The 16,504-nt window shown below is 59.9% G+C and carries 14 protein-coding genes; 11 read left to right on the top strand and 3 right to left on the bottom strand.

The window, feature by feature from the left end; genetic code table 11:
- Window positions 1–19: 19 nt before the first annotated feature.
- From K6T12_RS08710 to phbB, 5 genes are all read left to right on the top strand, one after another.
- The gene (locus tag K6T12_RS08710) at window positions 20–2,443 is read left to right on the top strand and encodes an efflux RND transporter permease subunit (RefSeq protein WP_222221494.1); all 2,424 of its coding nucleotides are present in this window, start codon (window positions 20–22) and stop codon (window positions 2,441–2,443) included.
- Window positions 2,444–2,482: 39 nt separating this feature from the next.
- Window positions 2,483–4,147 (top strand): DUF1302 domain-containing protein, encoded by a 1,665-nt coding sequence (locus tag K6T12_RS08705; RefSeq protein ID WP_255611641.1) that lies wholly within the window; start codon window positions 2,483–2,485, stop codon window positions 4,145–4,147.
- A gap of 29 nt (window positions 4,148–4,176) precedes the next feature.
- On the top strand, window positions 4,177–5,487 hold the full coding sequence (locus tag K6T12_RS08700) for a DUF1329 domain-containing protein (RefSeq protein ID WP_222221490.1): 1,311 nt from the start codon (window positions 4,177–4,179) through the stop codon (window positions 5,485–5,487).
- A 193-nt stretch (window positions 5,488–5,680) separates the two neighbouring features.
- Window positions 5,681–7,033 (top strand): MATE family efflux transporter, encoded by a 1,353-nt coding sequence (locus tag K6T12_RS08695; protein ID WP_255611640.1) that lies wholly within the window; start codon window positions 5,681–5,683, stop codon window positions 7,031–7,033.
- A gap of 174 nt (window positions 7,034–7,207) precedes the next feature.
- A complete protein-coding gene (gene phbB, locus K6T12_RS08690) occupies window positions 7,208–7,957 on the top strand; it encodes an acetoacetyl-CoA reductase (RefSeq protein WP_222221488.1) in 750 nt (249 codons plus the stop codon).
- Window positions 7,958–8,137: 180 nt separating this feature from the next.
- Here phbB and K6T12_RS08685 read toward each other — a convergent pair whose 3' ends face one another.
- On the bottom strand, window positions 8,138–8,479 hold the full coding sequence (locus K6T12_RS08685) for a hypothetical protein (protein ID WP_222221486.1): 342 nt from the start codon (window positions 8,477–8,479) through the stop codon (window positions 8,138–8,140).
- Between the two features lie 180 nt (window positions 8,480–8,659).
- Between K6T12_RS08685 and K6T12_RS08680 the strand changes: the two genes are divergently transcribed.
- Window positions 8,660–9,106 carry a flavodoxin gene (locus K6T12_RS08680; RefSeq protein WP_222221484.1) on the top strand — a complete coding sequence of 149 codons (447 nt, stop codon included), beginning with the start codon at window positions 8,660–8,662 and terminating at the stop codon, window positions 9,104–9,106.
- Here the strand turns inward: K6T12_RS08680 and K6T12_RS08675 are convergent.
- Window positions 9,030–11,753 carry a putative bifunctional diguanylate cyclase/phosphodiesterase gene (locus K6T12_RS08675; RefSeq protein ID WP_222221482.1) on the bottom strand — a complete coding sequence of 908 codons (2,724 nt, stop codon included), beginning with the start codon at window positions 11,751–11,753 and terminating at the stop codon, window positions 9,030–9,032. The genes K6T12_RS08680 and K6T12_RS08675 overlap by 77 nt on opposite strands.
- A gap of 135 nt (window positions 11,754–11,888) precedes the next feature.
- Window positions 11,889–12,503, bottom strand: coding sequence for an alpha-ketoglutarate-dependent dioxygenase AlkB family protein (locus tag K6T12_RS08670; protein ID WP_255611639.1), 615 nt, complete (start codon window positions 12,501–12,503; stop codon window positions 11,889–11,891).
- Between the two features lie 65 nt (window positions 12,504–12,568).
- On the opposite strand from K6T12_RS08670, the gene K6T12_RS08665 reads away from it, so the two are divergent.
- The 5 genes from K6T12_RS08665 to K6T12_RS08645 all read left to right on the top strand — a co-directional run bounded on the left by K6T12_RS08665 (window position 12,569) and on the right by K6T12_RS08645 (window position 16,071).
- The gene (locus K6T12_RS08665; protein WP_222221480.1) at window positions 12,569–12,916 is read left to right on the top strand and encodes a 4a-hydroxytetrahydrobiopterin dehydratase; all 348 of its coding nucleotides are present in this window, start codon (window positions 12,569–12,571) and stop codon (window positions 12,914–12,916) included.
- A 73-nt stretch (window positions 12,917–12,989) separates the two neighbouring features.
- A complete protein-coding gene (purU, locus tag K6T12_RS08660; protein ID WP_222221478.1) occupies window positions 12,990–13,844 on the top strand; it encodes a formyltetrahydrofolate deformylase in 855 nt (284 codons plus the stop codon).
- A 109-nt stretch (window positions 13,845–13,953) separates the two neighbouring features.
- Window positions 13,954–14,361: a CBS domain-containing protein gene (locus K6T12_RS08655; RefSeq protein WP_222221476.1), complete on the top strand. Its 408-nt coding sequence runs from the start codon at window positions 13,954–13,956 to the stop codon at window positions 14,359–14,361.
- Between the two features lie 71 nt (window positions 14,362–14,432).
- A complete protein-coding gene (locus K6T12_RS08650) occupies window positions 14,433–15,359 on the top strand; it encodes a DnaT-like ssDNA-binding domain-containing protein (RefSeq protein ID WP_222221473.1) in 927 nt (308 codons plus the stop codon).
- Window positions 15,360–15,396: 37 nt separating this feature from the next.
- Window positions 15,397–16,071 carry a replication protein P gene (locus tag K6T12_RS08645; protein WP_255611638.1) on the top strand — a complete coding sequence of 225 codons (675 nt, stop codon included), beginning with the start codon at window positions 15,397–15,399 and terminating at the stop codon, window positions 16,069–16,071.
- Window positions 16,072–16,504 lie beyond the last annotated feature (433 nt).

The raw sequence follows: 16,504 nt of genomic DNA, 5'->3' as shown, positions 1-16,504 counted from the left end.
GAAACAGGCCCAACGCATTATGGATAAGAGATCCCCAGACGCCCACAAGGCGACGCACTTTTTACACAGTCTGGATGAATCCGTGTTCCGGCATCCGAAAATCATCCTGAGCCTGATTCTGGCGGTAACCCTGTTCTTCGCCTATCAAATACCGGGCGTGAAGATGTATTCCGACTTCGCCGACCTGTTGCCGCAGAGCCATCCCTATATCGAGTTGCATAACGAGATCAAGGAGTCCTTCGGTGGCGCCAACGTGATCATCGTCGGGGTCGAGGTGGAGCAGGGCACCATCTTCACCAACCAGGCGCTGGAGAAGATTCACCGTATCACCATGGCGGTGGATAGCCTGCCCGGCATCAACCACAACCTGGTGGCCAGCCTGACCCATCGCAACTCGCGTAAGGTGTGGATGACCCCGGAAGGCAACGTCAACTCCGAATCCTATTACGACCCGCAGGGTGGCGAGATGGATGCCGCCGCGCTGGAACAGATGCGCAGCGACGTGGTCGCTGATCCGCGGGTGTACGGCCCGCTGGTGAGCCCGGACTTCAAGATGGCGCTGGTCAAGGCGCAGCTCAACGAGGGCCAGCTCGATTACCAGAAGACCTTCGACGAGATCCAGCAGATGCGCGCCACCGAAAGCGTGGATGGTATCCGGATCCACGTTACCGGCCAGCCGATGCTGGTGGGCTGGGCCTACCAGTACCTGGATCAGATCATCGAGATCTTCCTGTTCACCGCGCTGATCATGCTGGCGCTGCTGATCTTCTATTTCCGCAAGGCCTACGGGGTATTGATTCCGCTGGCGGCGGTGATCGTGTCGTCGATCTGGGGGATCGGAATCATCTCACTGTTCGGCTATAACCTCGACCCGCTCGGCCTGGTGATCCCGTTCCTGATCTCGGCCCGCGCGATGTCGCACGGTATCCAGATCGTCGAGCGCTACTACCTGGAGCTGAACGACCATGCCGACCATCACCGGGCGGCCCAGACCACTTTCGAAAGCCTGTTCCGGCCCGGCAGTCTGGGTGTGGTGTCCGACGCCATCGGCCTGTTGCTGATCGCCATCGGTTCCATTCCGCTGAACACCAAACTGGCCCACTACGCCTCGCTCTGGGCGCTGAGCATCATCATTACCGTGCTGCTGGCGGTGCCGCTGCTGCTGTCGATTCTGCCGAAGCCGAAAAAGCACGCTATCAAACACAACGTCTTCCGTAACGTCGGTTATGCCTGCGCCAATATCGTCAGCGGCGAGCGGGCGGCAAAGAACGCGCTGTTGATCGGTGCGCTGCTGCTGGTCGGCGGCTGGTACTTCAGTTCCAAGGTGGTGATCGGCGAATCGGAGCCGGGCAGTCCGATCCTCTACCAGGATCATGATTACAACATCAGCTCCAAGGCGGTAAACGACAGCTTCCCGGGCTCCGAAGAGATGTACATCGTTGCTGAAACGGTCGACAAGGGCGGTATCAAGCGGCCGGAGGTGCTGCGTGCGCTGGCCGACCTGCAGCGTCATATGCTGCTCGACCCGGATGTTGGCGGCGCCAAGGGGATTCCCGACCTGGTCAAGCAGGTCAACCGCCTGCTGCACAACGATGATCCGCGCTGGGCGCAGATCCCGAACGATGAGATGTACGTCGGCGGCCTGATGTTCACCTACATGATGTCCAGCCCGATCCCTGGCGCGCTGAAGGAGTTTGTCGATACCGATGAGCGTGTCGCCAACCTGGTTTTCTACTACAAGGACCATCAGGGCGAGACGATCCGTCGCGCTATCCACACCGCCAAGCAGTGGATCGCCGAACACGGCAACGAGGTCGAGGGTCTGACCATCCGCCTGGCCGGCGGCACCATCGGTGTCACCGCGTCGATGAACGAGGCAGCCTATGAGACCAACCTCTGGGTCTTGCCGCTGGTGTTCCTGCTGATCTTCGCGATGGTGATGTTCTTCTACCAGTCGCTGATGGCCGGCGCGATGATGTTCATGGCGATGCTGTTCGCCACCACGCTGACCTATGCCTACATGGGTATCAGCCAGATGGGGATCAATATCAATACGGTGCCGATCATCGCCGTCGGCGTCGGTGTCGGCATCGACTACTCGATCTACATGATGGACCGTATCCGCGCCGAGATGGTGCTGCTGCGGGATCTCAAAGCAGCGGTGAAGCGCGCCATCAGCACCACCGGTCTGGCGATCAGCTTTACCGCTATCACCCTGATTGCCGGCATCGTGATGTGGGTGGCCCTGTCCGACCTGCGCTTCCAGTCCGATGCCGCCCTGCTGCTGATCGTGATGGTGCTGCTGAACGGTGCCGCCGCGATGCTGCTGGTGCCGAGCTGGGTGCTGGTGTTCAAGCCGAAATTCATCTGTGAGGCCTACGAGGACGAGGATGGTGTCATTCACCATGACGCGTCCGTGGACGAATGTGTGTTGAGAAGTTAAAGCCTGAGGGGACAACCAACGATGACAAAAAAAATAACAATGTCTTTTAACAAGCTGGCCGCGGGGGTGGTCGTGGCAATCGGCATGTCACAGGCTGCGACGGTGAGCGCCGCCGAGACCCAGTGGGCCGGTTTCGTCGAGAATGCCACCTATTACCGCGAGGGGCGGGGCATTTCAAAATTCCGCAACACCGCCCAGGCGGAGTTTCTGAAGCCGCTGGAATCCTCCGGTGCCTGGACCGATGTAACGCTGAACGGTGTGCTGCGCGCCACCTATGACGGTGTCTACGACCTTAATGACGACGAGTTCGGCAAAGATGCCACCGAGCCCTACCTGGGCTCCAACTGGCATCCGCAGGGTAGCGCAACCGGTGGCCCCTTCCTGTCTGCCGGCGTGCCGTTCCCCTGTGATAACGATCCAACCCTGTGCAACAACCTCGATGGTTACATGGATCATGACGAGGATGATGCGCGCTTCCCGGATTTCAACGATGAACTGGATTTCCTGCGCGAGTTCTATATCGATGCCACCCGTAACCTGGACAACGGCGACCAACTGTCATTCCGCATCGGTAAGCAGCAGGTGGTCTGGGGCCGTACCGACCTGTTCCGCGTACTGGACGTGATCAACCCGGTCGATTACTCGCGCCACAGCATCTACGACGAACTGGAAGATATCCGTATTCCGCAGTGGATCGCCCAGGCGGAGTGGCGTATGGGGCCGACCGGCACCTTCGACGACTCCAACCTGGCGGTGGTCTGGAACTTCGACAAGTTCCGGCCCAGCAACCTGGGTACCTGTGGCCAGGCTTATCGCATCCTGGATGCCGGCTGTTTCTTCAGCTCTTCGATGAACCTGAACCTGCTGCCGGGCGCGGCCTTCCCGGGCGGTGCCAACCCCTATGGCTCGGCGGTGCCGATCATCCACGATGTGGAAGATCCGGATTGGGCGCTGGACAACACCCAACTGGGGGTCAAGTGGGAAGGGGTCTACGGCGACCTGACCTTCTCCCTGAACGCGCTGCACTACCGCCAGCAGCTGCCGTCGCTGCATTTCCGTCCTCTGGCGCCGGGGCTGCCGATCCCGGCGACCGATGGCGTGTTCGACATCAAGTTCCCGAGGGTGAACCTGGTCGGCGGCTCCATCGATTACTACTCGCAGGCGATGGATGCGGTCTGGCGGCTGGAGACCACCTATACCCACGGCGAAGAGCTGCCGCGCGATACCGATGGGCATAAGGAAACCGACATGCTGCGTTACGTGATCGGTTTCGACAAGAACCAGTTGATCCCGGCACTGAACGAGACGCGTGCATTCCTGATCTCGGCCCAGCTGTTCGGTCAGCACATCCTCGATTATGAAACCGATATGCCGGATTTCGAGGACAACTGGATCGGTACCCTGCTGGTTAAAGGCTGGTGGATGAGCGACCGTCTGAGCCCGCAGCTTATCGTCGCGCATGATTTCCGCGCCGGCGCCACCGCCATCGCGCCGTCCGTGGAGTGGCTGCCGACCGACAACTGGAAGCTGACCCTGGGGGCCAACTTCAAGACCGGTGGCGACGAAACCTTCGACTGGAGTGTCAACAACGGTGCAGGTGCCACTCCCAACGATTACGAGCCGCTGGCTCGCTTTAGCAACGGTCCGATCGGCGTTGCCAATCAGGAAGATGAGATTCAACTGACTGTCCGTTACAGCTTCTAACTACAAGAAAATAAGAAAGGTGATCAAAAATGCTGAAAATGAGTGCATTAAGCCTGATTGTTGCCGCTGGTATGGCAACCCCGGCCGTGGCGGCCACCCTGCAGGATCTGGAGAACTCCTTCTATCCCTACAAGAGCGGTAAACCGCAGGTTGAGGGTATCCAGCCGGGCATGGTGATCAACAAGGATAACTGGCAGAAGGCCAAGGATGTGCTGGACCCGGCGATGCTTGAGTTCGTCAAGGCCGGTGACTATGAGATCAACGTGGGCGATACCACCTCCTTCGACCTTCACGCCAGCTATATCGATGCGACCAAGGAACGTCTGGGCAAGGTCAAACTGGGCGCCAAGGTGGGTGAGATTGAAGGGGCTGACGCCGGTCGTCCGTTTGTCGAGGAGCCCTCGCTGGATGATCCGCGGGCGGGCGAGAAGCTGGCCTGGAACTTCAAGTACGGCTACAACTGGGGCGATTCCGCCGCCATCTCGCCGTTCTATTGGAAGTTCCGCAACATGAACAACAGCAAGGTCGAGCGCACGCTGAAGTTCAATTTCCACTTCCTGAACTTCACCCACCGTACCCAACAGGCGCCGGTACCGGCGATCACGCCCAACCCGTCCAACCTGTTCCGTGGCACCTACGTTCAGGTGGTCGAACCGTTTGACGTGAAGAACACTCAGCTGTTGATTCACCGTTACGAGGACGATCTGAAGCGGGATAACGCCTACCTGTACCTCGGCTTCCAGCGCCGTGTACGCCGCCTGTCGACAGGGCAGGTGACCGATGCCTTCCTCGGCTCCGATATCATGATCGAGGATTTCGAGGGCTATAACGGTCGTATCAGTGACATGAAGTGGACCTTCAAGGGCGCCAAGAGCATGCTGCTGCCGATGTACAACCACAACGAGATGGCGCTGGACAGCGAAACCCACCAGGATGAGGACGGTTATCAGGTGGTTGCGTTCGGCGGCAAGGGCGGCTGCTTCCCGCAGGTCAGCTGGCAGCTGCGTAAGGTGTACGAAGTGGAAGCGGTGCCGGTCGACCCGAACCACCCGATCAGCAAGCGGGTGCACTACATGGATGCGCAGACCTTCACCATCCCGCGTACCAATACCTACGACCGCAAGGGCGATCTGTGGAAAGCCTGGACCATCGGTCAGGCGCACCCGGACCACCACCTGCCGGCCAACAAGGGCACCGGCGTATCGATCGATGACTCCTTCAGCATGATCGATACCCAGGCCCAGCACTGCACCACCGGGCAGTTCAAGGGGCTGGTGGATCCCAGCCTGAGCCCGGCCAGCAAGTTCACCGTACAGAACATGCGTGCTTCCGGTCGTTAACAAGCAAGTATGCGCTTATCAGAGAGTTCGTCTGTTCAGGTGCCCAAAGCTTGAGTAGAGTTTGCCCGGACCCTGTCCGGGCTTTTTTCTTTTTGATACCGCCTTGTCCACTGCAACAGAGCGTCCCGCAAACATCCCTTGTAGTCGTATGGGAACGCGTTAGCATGGCAGCACCTCAATACAGACTTTCCCCATGGCCAGCAAACCCGATCTGCTTAAGGACGAGATCCGTCCAACCCTGACCCGTATGACGGTGCCGATGATGTTCGGCATCGTCAGCTTGATGCTGTTCAACCTGGCCGATGTCTATTTTGTCGGCCAGTTGGGGATCGATCCGCTGGCAGCGCTGGGTTTCACCTTTCCGGTGTCGTTCTCCATCGTCAGCCTGGCGATCGGTTTCGGTATCGGCACCTCGGCTATCCTGGCCAAGCTGATCGGTGCCGGGCGGCAGGCGGAGGCGGGGGCGCTGGCGACCGACAACCTGTTGATGACCGCGGTGACGGTGGTGCTGATCTCGTTGCTGGCGAAATTGCTGATCGAGCCGGTCTTCAGTCTGATGGGGGCCGACGCCCGGCTGCTGCCATTGATCGATAGCTATATGTCGATCTGGTTCCTGGGATCGGTGTTCCTGGTGGTCAACATGGTTGGCAACAGTGCGATGCGGGCCAGCGGCGATACCAAGACCCCGGCCAAATTGATGGCGCTGTCGTCCGGCATTAATCTGCTGCTCGATCCGCTGCTGATCTTCGGTTATGGGCCGGTGCCGGCGCTGGGGATCGAGGGTGCGGCGATCGCCAGCCTGATCGCCTGGGCGCTGACCACCCTGATGATCCTGCACGTGCTGTACCACCGCCGGCAGATGCTGGTGCTGCAACCGTTGCGGCCGGCGCGGATCTGGCGGCACTGGCGCGAGGTGATGAAGATTGGCCTGCCGGCGGCACTGTCCAACATGATGACGCCGGTGGCCAATGCGGTGTTGACCGCGCTGGTGGCGGTACATGGCACCGAGGCGGTGGCGGCGTTCGGGGTCGGCAACCGGTTGGAGTCGATCTCGCTGCTGGCCTGCCTGGCGTTGTCGATGACCCTGCCGCCTTTTATCAGTCAGAACTTCGGTGCCGGCCAGGTGGAGCGGGTGCAACGGGCCTATCTGGGGGCGGTGCGCTTTGCGCTGGGTTGGCAGCTGGTGGTGTACCTGTTGCTGCTGGTTGCCGGCGAGCCTCTGACGGCGCTGTTCAGCGACGACCCGCGGGTGCAGGAATTGCTGGCGCTCTGGTTGTTGCTGGTGCCGGTTGGTTTCGGTTGCCAGGCGGTAACCTTCCTGACCGCATCCGCCTTCAACGCCCTGCATCAGCCGCTGCGGGCGATGCGGATCAGCGCTACCCGGTTGTTCCTGCTCTACGTGCCCTGTGGTTGGCTGGGCAGCCAGCTGTTCGGCCTGACGGGGATGTTCGCCGGGCTGGTAATTGCCAACATCTTGATCGCCGGCATTGCATTCTACTGGATGCGACGTCATATCGCTCGCTTAAAAACGGTTGAAGTCGCTTAGTTTTTTATTTCGTGTAACCTCTTTTTCACATCACTGTTATATGGTATCCCTATACAACGAAAGTCATGTTATTTCGTACTGGGTTTGACGTTATGATTGAATTCAGAAAAGGGATTTTATCGCCGACAGACAAAGGTTTGCGGCTCTATAAATAATATAAAGGGGATGTGAAGCATGAGTCAGAAAGTAGCACTGGTTACCGGCGGTACGGGTGGTCTGGGTACCGCGATCTGTCGTTCGCTGGCCGATGGCGGTTTTCGGGTTGTGGCGGGCTACAACGCCGGTGGTAATCATGAAAAGGCCAAGGCCTGGCAGGAGGAGCAGCGCAAGGACGGCTATGACATTCTGGTTGCCTATGGCGACGTGACCGATGGCGAGTCCTGCGCCGCCTGCATCCGCACGGTGGAAGAGATGACCGGCAGCACCGTCGACGTGCTGGTCAATAACGCGGGCATCACCCGTGACGGCCAGTTCAAGAAGATGAGCTGGGAACAGTGGGACGAGGTGCTGACCGCCAACCTGGATTCGATGTTCCACATGACCCGCCTGGTGATCAATCCGATGATCGAGAAAGGCTGGGGCCGGGTGATCAACATCTCCTCGGTCAATGCCCAGAAAGGCCAGTTCGGTCAGTGTAACTACTCCGCCGCCAAAGCCGGTATCCACGGCTTTACCAAGGCGCTTGCGCAGGAAGTGGCGCGCAAGGGCGTGACTGTCAACACCGTATCGCCGGGCTATATCAAGACCGCAATGGTCGCCAAGATCGCCGAAGAGATCCAGCAGCAGATCTGCAGCACTATCCCGGTCGGCCGTTTCGGCACCCCGGAGGAGATCGGTCGTATGGTCTCCTTCCTGTCGGAAGAGGAATCCGGTTATATCACCGGCGCCGATATGTCGGTCAACGGCGGCCTGCATATGCACTGATCTGATGCATTAAACAGCTGAATAAAAGGCTGCTGCACCATAATGAAAAACACCCGCTACGGCGGGTGTTTTTTATTGAGTAGTCAAATGATTAGTTGCTCATTAAAGTGGCACGATAAAATTCTGGATGATTTATCTTGGCGCATGTTTTTGTGTTAGTGATTTTGTATTACAGAATTACTATTCTGGTTCGCCGTTTCCGTTGTGTTTTCGGCTGATATCTTTTTGCGCGGCCAAATAACGCGGAGTTGGGCCGATATCCTCGAAGATCTCTTCGCCCTCCTCGATACGGATTACCTTGCTGCCTTGTACGTAGGGCATCTTCTCTTCGATCTCGAAGATTGCCTGGTGCAGCAGGCTGGCGATCACCGTCTGGGTATCGAGGTGAAAGGTTTCGGCCAGCGCCTCCAGTTTGACCAGGTCATGCTTGCTCAATCGAACCTGAGTGTCGGTAAGTTCATCGCACTGTCTGTTGTGCTCCTGCCAGCTGCTGAGAAGTGATTTGAACGTTTGACTGGCCATGGCTGCCTCCTGCTATTTCGCCTCCTATCACTTTAGCGTACCGGCGCTACTTTGCCGGTAACTGCTGTAGACCCGCAACGGCAGCACGGCTGTAGCTTGTCCCTGATCGGCGTCGGTTTTTATCCACGCGCGATTTCTCTACCATATCGGTTTATCCATGGCATTGAGGCGGAGAACTGGATGGCGAATATCAAGGTGGTGGTTGGCTCGGTATATGGTAACGCGCAGCAGATTGCGGAAGACGGCGCGCTGCAGCTGCAGCAGATGGGGCACCAGGTCGGTGTGCTGAGCAATCCGCAGCTGGAACAGCTGGTGGACGATGAGCTGGACGTGATCCTTGTCATTACCTCGACTACCGGCCAGGGAGAGCTGCCCGATAACCTGCTGCCGCTGTATACCCAGTTGCAGGATCGATTCCCGCTGATACCGGAAGCCCGCTTCGGGGTGATCGCGTTGGGTGACAGCGGCTACCCGGATTTTGCCGAAGCCGGACGGCTTATGGCGGATCTGCTACGCGATCTGCAGGCCAGGCCGGTGGGCGAAACACTGTTTATCGACGCCTGCGAAACGCCGGATGCCGACGAGGCGGCAGCCGACTGGCTGGCCAGCTGGGGGCGTCTGCTCTAAACGAATCGAAACGGGGAGTCGGCGGGGCCGGACTGGCTTCACCGGCAATCCGGCCACATTCGACCAACTGTTGCCGTAGCTGATCGGCCGTCAGCGGCTGGCTGAACAGGTAGCCCTGTAGTTGGTCGCAGCGTTGTTGTTGGAAGAACTGCTGCTGGGCGGCGTTCTCCACCCCCTCGGCGCAGGTTTTCAGCTGCAGACTCTTGCCCAGTTTTACGGTGGCACTGGCGATCGCGGTGCTGGTGCGATCGTTGGGGATATCGTGCACCAGCGACTGGTCGATCTTGACCTTGCTGATCGGCAGCTTCTTCAGATAGGCCAGCGATGAGTAGCCGGTACCGAAATCATCCAGTGCCAACTCGATACCCAGTTCAGAGAGCCCGTCCAATACCGCCAGGGTCTGGGCTTCATTCTCCATCACGAAGGTCTCCAGGATCTCCAGCTCCAGCATCTGTGGTGGCAGCTGGTACTGCTGCAGTAACTGCGCCATTCGCTCCACCAGACCGGGCTGGCTGATCTGAGGGCCGGCCAGGTTGATCGACAGCCGGAATTGCGACAAACCCTCTTCGATCCAGCGGGCCAGCTGGGCGCAGGCGCTATTGAGAACCCAGTTGCCGATACGCGGAATCAGGCCGATCTCTTCGGCGATCGGCAGGAACTGGTTGGGTGAAACCACGCCAAGCGTCGGATGGCACCAGCGCAGCAGGGCCTCTGCGCCTATCATGCGGCCGCTGGCGGCCTCGACCTGTGGTTGGTAGTAGAGCTCGAACTGCTGCTGATCCAGTGCCCGGCGCAACTCCGGTTCCATCCGTAACCAGTTATTGACCCGTTCGGTCAGTTCGCTGCGGTACAGCTGGCTGGTATCGCGGCCGTGCTTCTTGGCGTGATGCAGGGCCGTGCCGGCGTTCCTGACCAGAGTCTCCATGTGACTGCCGTGTTGCGGGGCGATGGCGATGCCGATCGATGCGGTGGTGAAGTAGCGCTGGCCGCTGATGTCGAACGGCTGGTTCAGGGCGAGGTTGATCCGACTGGCGACCTGTTCGGCCTCCGCCGCCGATTTCGCCATCGGCAGCAGGATTGCGAACTCGTCACCGCCGATGCGCGCTAGCAGGTCGACCGGGCTCAGTTGTTGCTGCAGTCGGTTGCCAACCTGGGTCAGCAGGCGATCGCCTGCGGTATGGCCGAGGGCGTCGTTGATATGCTTGAAGCGATCGAGGTCCAGCATCAGCACCGCCAGTGTGGACTGATTCTTTAGCCAGAGCTCGACGTTCTGATTGAACAGCGAGCGGTTGGGCAACTGGGTCAGTCGATCGTGATCGGTCAGGTAGCGGACCTGTTCCTCGGAGGCCCGCAGGTGGCCGATATCGGCATAGACCGCCACCCGGTGGCTGACCCGGCCGTGCTCATCCCGTACCACCCGGATATGGAGGTTGTAGGGGTGTTTTTCACCGTTCTTGTGGCAGTTCCATATTTCACCCTGCCAGTGGTCGTGTTGCTCGAGGTGTTGCCATAGCGCCTCGAAAAAAGCAGCGTCGTGATGGCCGGCATTCAGCAATGCCGGTGTCTGGCCGATCAGTTCTTCGCGCTGGTAGCCGAATAGCCGGCAGCAGGCCAGGTTGACGTCGCTGATCCGGTTGTCGGGATCGGTGATCAGGATCCCCTCGCTGGTAGTGGCAAAAGCGGTTGCCGCCAGGTGCAGCCGCTGCTCGTTGGCCTTGCTGTCGGTCAGGTCGAGCAAAATGCCGTTCCAGACCTGGCTGCCATCGGGGGCGGCATCTTCCGGTAGTGCCCGGCCCTGAATCCAGTGCTCAACCCCTTGGTCATCGAACAGCCGGAATTCCAGTTGCCAGCTGCACTGCTGTTGTTGCGATCGCTGCAGGCTGTGGTTGAACGGTTCTCGGTCATCCGGATGGAGGCGCTGCCAGAAGCCGGAAAAGCTGTTGATCAATTTGGTACGATCCAGGCCGAGCAGGGTTTCTGACTGTCGGCTCAGATAGCTGAAACCGCAGTGGCCATCGCTGTCCTGGCGGTACTGGAATACCACGCCGGGCAGGGCGTTGGTGATCTGCTGTAGTCGTACGGTGGTGGCCCGCAGCGCCTGGTGGATCTGTTCGCGACGAATCGCGATGCTGGCCAGGTGGGCGGCGGCGTCCAGCAGCCGGGTGTGAAAGGGCTCCGGCGATTGCGGGGTGTCGCCGGTCAGCGAGACGCAGCCGATCATATTGTCGCCGTCGGCGAAGATCGGAAAGGCCCAGTTGGACGGTGGCGGGTCTGTCGCCAGAGAAGCGTCGCTGGCGTGGTTGCGGTGCCGGGCGAGCGGGCAGCGAAACGGGATTGGTTGGTTGTCGCAGCTGTCGCAACGGGCGCAGTGATTGTCGGGAATCAGCCGGGCGTAGGTTGGCCACTGGGATTCCGGCACGCTGGGCGCGCAGACCACTTCGAGCGACTGGTGCAGTGGATCCTGCAACATGATCGAGCTGATCGCCCCCGGCACTGCCCGCTCAAGGAAGCGGCAGATCCGTTCCAGAGAGAAATCGGCGGGTTTGTTGGCGGCGATATGTTCCAGGATCTCGCGCTGCAGGCGCAAAATGCAATCCATCTCGGCCGGGCTGTGCGGGCGAAACGCGTCGACTTTATCCGGCTGCATCTGGCAATCGTCCCTGTTGCATAACGACTATATTCGCTTGGCTCCGATCAGAGAGCTGTGGGGCTGGCTCCTGATAGCCTGATTGATAGGCCCTCTAAGTTAAGCACATATTTTCCGTTTAACAGCGATTGTTGCTCATTCAGTCGTGGACGGCAGGATATGGCGGAAGGTGAGGTTAACCCGGCACTGGCCGACCCGGCGGCTGCGCGGTAGCGAATGCTGCCAGTTATGTTGCAGCGCACCCTCCATCAGCAGCAGCGAGCCGTGTTCGAGCAGCAGTTCCTGTTTGTCGAGCTCGGTGTGCTTGCGGTGGCGCAGCAGGAAGCGCCGACTGGCGCCCAGGCTCAGCGAGGCGATCCGCGGATTGGCGCCCAGTTCCGATTCGTCGTCGCTGTGCCAGCCCATGCTGTCCTGGCCGTCGCGGTACAGGTTCAGCAGTACGCAATTGAAACGCTGGCCGCACAGCTGTGCCAGCCGGTCGAGCAAGGGGGGCAGGGCGGGGTGCCAGGGGCTGCTCTGCAAGCACAGGTTGGAGTAGCGGTAGCTCAGACCGGGCTCGCCCTGGAACGCCTGCAGCCGGGGGATCGGGTGCTCCTTGCCGAACAGTCGGATGCGGTCCTGGCGCCAGGCAACCCCGGCGGCGAGTTGATCGAGTAACCGGTCGGCCTGTTCGGTTGCCAAAAACTCGGGATAGTAGGTCAGCTTGCCGCCGGGCAGTTCGATGGTCTGGATGGTCATGGTGTCTGGCATTGTCCGTTTGCCAAAAGTGTACCCGAATCTGATCTATGCTGATGACAGACAACGGAGATAAAGCTATGCCAGAGCTGATCAAGTCTCATTGCGAGGCCTGCCGGGCCGGTGCGCCGGAGGTCGACGACAAGCAAGCCAAGGAGTTATTGGCGCAGATTCCGGACTGGGCGATCCACCGGGCCGGCGGCGTGGCGCGGCTGGAGCGGCTCTACCATTTTCGCGATTTTGTCAGCGCGCTGGCGTTTACCAACGAGGTCGGAGCGCTGGCCGAGCGGATGGGCCACCATCCGGAACTGACCACCGGTTGGGGGCAGGTCAAGGTGGTCTGGTATACCCATAAGATCAACGGCCTGCACCTGAATGACTTTATCTGCGCGGCCCATACCGATGCGCTGTTCGACGGCATCGGCTGATTTGCATTGTTCCCCCCCAATAAGCTGATAAAATGTCGCCCTTTGCGAAATTGCTTGGGGAGTTAGCGCTTTCATGGACCGTCGGTATCGTCTAGTACTGTCCTGCCCGGATCGGGTGGGGATCGTGGCAATGGTCAGTAACTTCATCTCCAGCCACGGCGGTTCGATTGCCGATGCCAACCAGCACTCCGACCCGACCACCGGCTGGTTCTTCATGCGGGTGGAGATCAGTGCCGGCTCGCTGCCGTTTACCCTGGAGCAGCTGGAGGAGGCGTTTTCGCCGATCGCCCAGTCGTTCAACATGAGCTGGCAGATCAGCGATTCCAACAAGCCGAAACGGGTGGTGCTGATGGCCAGCCGCGAAGCGCACTGCCTGGCGGATCTGCTGTACCGCTACCACGAAGGCGAACTGGATTGCGAGATCCCCTGCGTGATCTCCAACCATGACGACCTGCGCAGCATGGTCGAGTGGCACAAGATCCCGTATTACCATGTACCGGTCGACCCGGCCGACAAGCAACCGCACTTCGACCGGGTCAGCGAGCTGATCCGCGAGCACCAGGCCGATGTGGTGGTGCTGGCGCGCTATATGCAGATCCTGCCGGCCGATATCTGCGCCGAGTACGAGCGCCGGGTGATCAATATCCACCACAGCTTCCTGCCGTCGTTCGCCGGTGCCAAGCCCTATCACCAGGCGCATGAACGCGGCGTCAAGCTGATCGGCGCCACCTGTCACTATGTGACCCAGGAACTGGATGCCGGGCCGATCATCGATCAGGATGTGATTCGCATCAGCCATCGCGACCTGCCGGAAGAGATGGTCCGGCTGGGGCGTGACGTGGAGAAGACCGTACTGTCGCGCGGCCTGCGCTGGCACCTGGAGGACAAGATCCTGGTGCAGGGCAATAAAACGGTGGTGTTTAACTGACATCAATGCGTTTTCAATCCCGGCTGGACTACGCTTGGTTTTGACGTAACGGATCTGGACGCGGTCTTCGACCCACCGGCAGCTCCGTTCGATGCCAAGGAGAATAGCCATGTTGCGATCAGTCAAAGCCAGGGATTACATGACCGAAAGCCTGGTCACCTTTACGCCGGATACCCAGCTGTTCACGGCGATCCGGTTACTGCAGGAACACCGTATCTCCGGTGCGCCGGTGGTTGATGAACAGGGCCGGCTGGCCGGTATTCTGTCGGAACTGGATTGCCTGCGGGCGATCCTGGCGCTGACCTACCATGAAGAGGAGATGGGCGGCGTCGTCGGCGACTACATGACGCGCACTGTGGAAACCGTGGAGCATGACGCCGATATCATTGCGGTGTCGAAGATCTTTATCGAGCGCGGCCGGCGCCGCTTGCCGGTGGTGCATCACGGCAGGCTGGTCGGCCAGATCAGCCGCTGCGACGTATTGCGGGCGGTGGAAGAGTTCGCTCAGGACGGCTGAGCACAGCATGAACCAAACAGAGCCGCAGCCCCCGGTTGCGGCTTTTTTGTCTTAACAACCAGAGCAGATCTATGGCGATATCCAGCCCTGAACAACCGCTATTGGTATACCCCTCCCAGATTGCCGAATTCGGCCTGGAGGGCGCCTTGCTGTTACAGCGTTACCACTCCCTGCTGGCGATGCTGGGCCAACCGGATGAGGACGGTGGCCTGCAAGTGTCATTGGGCCGGCAGCAGTGGCTGGGCCTGATGCCGTTCTGGGATGAAGAGCAACTGGCGACGGTAACCGCTGAGCTGGTGGCCCTTGACCAGGTCGAGGTCGGTTTTCAGGAGGATGGCCAGGTGGTGCTGAAGAGCTTGCCGACGCCGGCGGCAGAGCTGCCGGTAGCGGAGGAGCCCTGGCCGGACGCCGTGCAGGAGATGCCGCCGGTATCCCGCCAGCCGATCGCGCAGGAAAACTGGCAGGAGCCGCTCCGCCAGCTGCCGGTTCGCGATACCCCGCCGCCGGTGCGTCGGGTGCAGCGACGCCATATCAACCATGCCAACCTGATGCAGCAGCGTGGCCCGGCGCCCACCTTTGGCGGCAGTATCGGCTGGCAGCGGGGCGGCACCATCAACTCGGTCGACGAGCTGCATCAAAACTTCCAGATGCATGAGGAACGCAACCAGCTGTTGCAGGAGATGCATATGGAGTGGCGGCCGTCGAACACCTTTTTCGAACTATTGCCGCGGCACAGTATTCCAAATGAATATGCCGAGGAGTTGCTGGACGAATTCCGGCTTTACTGGTCGAATAAAGACCGTAAGGAGAGCAACTGGGACCAGAAGTTCCTGGCCTGGGTGAAGCGCGAGTGGATCCGCAAGCAGACCCGTGAAGCCCGTCAACGAAACCAGGATAACGAAGCAGGTGCAAGCAATGAAAACCCCCGCCGAGATTCTCGCGAAAACCGCAAACGGGTTACCGCAGCCATCATGGACATCCGCGACACCGACTGGTGATCCGGGCGCTGAAGCGCCGCGCGCCGACAGTATTTCGATGGAGACCAAAGCGCTGGTCAATATGATCTTCGCGCGCTTCATGGCGATCTACGGCCATAAGTTCAAGAGCTGTTTCGAAAGTGACGCCGAGATCCGCATCGCCAAGCGGGAGTGGGCGCTGAGCCTGCGTGGTTACGGCGAGGCCGAGCTGGTGGCGGCGATCGACCACTGCAAGGAGCAGTTGGCCTGGATGCCGACCGTATCCGAATTTCTGGCGATCCTGCGCGAGCAGCAGGGTAACTTTGGCCTGCCTTCACCGCACCGGGCCTATGAGGAAGCCTGTCGCTTCGCGCTGGAACCGACCCGCCACCAGTGGAGCCACGCCGCCGTCTACCAGGCCGGTCGTGAGACCGGCTGGTTCGAATTGCGTAGCGAACCGGAAGAGCGGATGTTCAAGGCCTTCAGCTACAACTACGAGATCTGCTGCCGACGGGTACGCAATGGCGAGCAGCTGGATCAGCCGGTGCAGAAGGGCTTGCCGGACCAGCAGGACAACACCCGTATCGAGCGGATGCAGGCCTGGGCCGAGGCGGCCGGTCTGGAGATGGATGAGGCCAGCAAACTGCTCTATTACATGACCAAGCCCAAGGGCAGTCGCACCCGGGCGCGGTTCCGCAAGCAGGCGCAGCAGCAGTGCCTGGAAAAAGGGATTCGCGAGCCGCTGCCGGAATGAGTTTCGGCACAACGGAGCTGTAAGCGACAAGCTTTAAGCGGTAAGTCGTTCTTCAAGCCGGAGAGTCCGGTGCGAAGGCAGTAGTTTATAGGTTTGGCGCCCCAGGTGGCGCCCTACAAGGGGCTTCGTAGCAGCCCGCTCCGAGGGCGACAGGCCACGAACTTCGAAACAACTACCGAGGGTCGCGGCTGAAGCCCCTCCTACCGGGTTCTGCACTTCGTAGCAGCCCGCTCTGCGGGCGACAGGCCGCGAACTTCGAAACAACTACCGAGGGTCGCGGCTGAAGCTCCTCCTACCGGGTTCCGCACTTCGTAGATACCATCTCTCGATTCCGGCCACAACGGCCTTTTACGGCAGTTGTGGTTGGAATTCTTGCTGGTTTTTCACCACACCGAAACAGATGTGTACCAGCTTGCGCATGGCGGCGCCCAGC

Source organism: Marinobacterium arenosum (assembly GCF_019795155.1).
Classification (GTDB): Bacteria; Pseudomonadota; Gammaproteobacteria; order Pseudomonadales; family Balneatricaceae; genus Marinobacterium_C; species Marinobacterium_C arenosum.
The sequence above is the reverse complement of the archived record's forward strand: the minus strand, read 5'-3'. Positions and strand labels throughout refer to the sequence as shown.